2 protein-coding genes are annotated in these 1737 nt (G+C 72.6%); both read right to left on the bottom strand.

What is annotated here, in order from left to right; translation table 11 throughout:
- Nucleotides 1-325 precede the first annotated feature (325 nt).
- Complete coding sequence (gene ddaH, locus DI269_RS13115) at nucleotides 326-1174, bottom strand: dimethylargininase (RefSeq protein ID WP_112136579.1); 849 nt, start codon at nucleotides 1172-1174, stop codon at nucleotides 326-328.
- A 283-nt stretch (nucleotides 1175-1457) separates the two neighbouring features.
- A partial coding sequence (locus DI269_RS13120) for an Rv3654c family TadE-like protein (protein WP_112136581.1) occupies nucleotides 1458-1737 on the bottom strand: 280 nt, incomplete at its 5' end.

Consider the following 1737-nt stretch of genomic DNA (forward strand, 5'->3'; position numbering starts at 1 on the left):
CGTCCCGCGCGGCCACGTCCCCGCCCCGCGGGCGGGCCGCTCCCCGATCAACCCGCACCGCCCCGCGCCGAACCCCGGCCCGCTCCCGATCGGCCCGGCCCCGGCGCCGACGCTCGCCGCGGCCTGACCGCTCCGGGCTTTTCAGACCAGGGTGCGGACCGCGGCGGCGGTTGGACGCCTGCCGTGGCAGGACGCGGCCCGCACCCTCGACACGACCCGCGGTGAAGGAAAGGGGGCCGGTGCGACAGTGAAGTCGCACCGGCCCCCTTGCGCTGCAAGCGGAATTGCGGTCAATGGGTCGGGCCGGCGGCGTGCGGCCGCGCTGTCAGCGCCGGAGTTCGGCGGTGCAGCACTTGACGGAGCCGCCGCCCTTCTTCAGCTCGGACAGGTCGACGGGGACGGGCTCGTACCCGGCGGCCCGGAGCTTGCCGGCGAAGCCCAGGGCTTCGGCGTTGACGACGACGTTGCGGCCGTCGGAGACGAAGTTGAGGCCGAACCCGGCGGCGTCCTCGGCGTCGGCGATCACCGCGTCGGGGAAGAGCCGCTCCAGGAGGAGGCGGCTGCCGGGCGCGAAGGCCTCGGGGAAGTAGGCGATGTTCTCGTCGTCGAGGGGCGCGAGGGCGGTGTCGAGGTGGTAGTAGCGGGGGTCGACCAGGCGCAGCGAGACGACCTGGCGGCCGAACACGTCGGCGGCCTCGGCGTGGGCGCGGGCGTCGGTGCGGAAGCCCCAGCCGGCGAGGATCAGGCCGCGGCCGGGCAGGTAGGTGAAGTCGCCTTCGCCCTCGTTGATGTGCTCGGGCTCGGCGAAGGTCCATCCGGAGGTGCGGTACCACTTCTCGTGGGCGTCGGCCTCGGGGCGGCGCTCGGGGTGGCGGAAGCTCGCGCCGTAGGCGATGCCGTCGACCACGAAGGCGCCGTTGGCGGCGTACACCATGTCGGGCAGGCCCGGCTCGGGTTCGAGGCGGAGCACCTCGTGGCCGAGGCCGGTGTAGATGTCGGCGAGCTCTTCCCACTGGGCGCAGGCGAGCGCGGCGTCGACGGGGGCGGTGGTGTCCATCCAGGGATTGATGGCGTACTCCACCGCGTAGTAGGCGGGGCGGCACATGAGGTACGTGCGGCGACCGGGCGACCGGGTCGCGGTCACCTGGTCAGGTGAAGAACGGTGTTTCTCCATTGCGCGAGTGTAGACAGCCGCACCCCGCGAATTCGAGCCCGGAACCCCTCGACACACGGGAGTGTGATCAAACCGCCTCAATGTGCACGCTTGCAGGGCCTTTAGCGGGTTCGGCAACCGATTGTGGGCGGATTTCAGACCGATTCCGGGGCCCCTCCCCGTGCCCACCCTCCGCCTACCAGCACACCGATTACTCGTAAGGACTCTGTGTCGTTCTCCGGTCCCCCGGCGGCCTGGCCTTGGCCGCCGGGGGCCTTTTCGGTTCGTTGTCGGACCGGATCGGTTATTCGATGAGGACCGGGCCGGCTCGGGAGACGGCTCGGGCCGGGCCGAGGGCCTGCGGGATGCCGGTCGGGGTCTCGTCGACATAGACCGTCACCTCAAGGCCGTCCACTTCGCAGCGGACGAACTCGGTCGAGGACCGCTCCACCATCGCCTGCGCCGCCGCACACGCCTCGCCCTCGCCGAACAGGACCCGGGCCGCACCCGCGAGCGCCGCGGCGTCCGCCGCGCCCTGGGCCCGGTGGCGGGCCGCGCTCGCCTGGCCGATCGCGGTGAACGCC

The organism is Glycomyces dulcitolivorans (assembly GCF_003265355.1).
In the GTDB taxonomy this organism is placed as follows: domain Bacteria; phylum Actinomycetota; class Actinomycetes; order Mycobacteriales; family Micromonosporaceae; genus Glycomyces; species Glycomyces dulcitolivorans.

What these genes read in the sequence shown, in the direction of transcription:
- ddaH (WP_112136579.1), bottom strand. Translation starts at nt 1,174, where the DNA reads ATGGAGAAACACCGTTCTTCACCTGACCAGGTGACCGCGACCCGGTCG.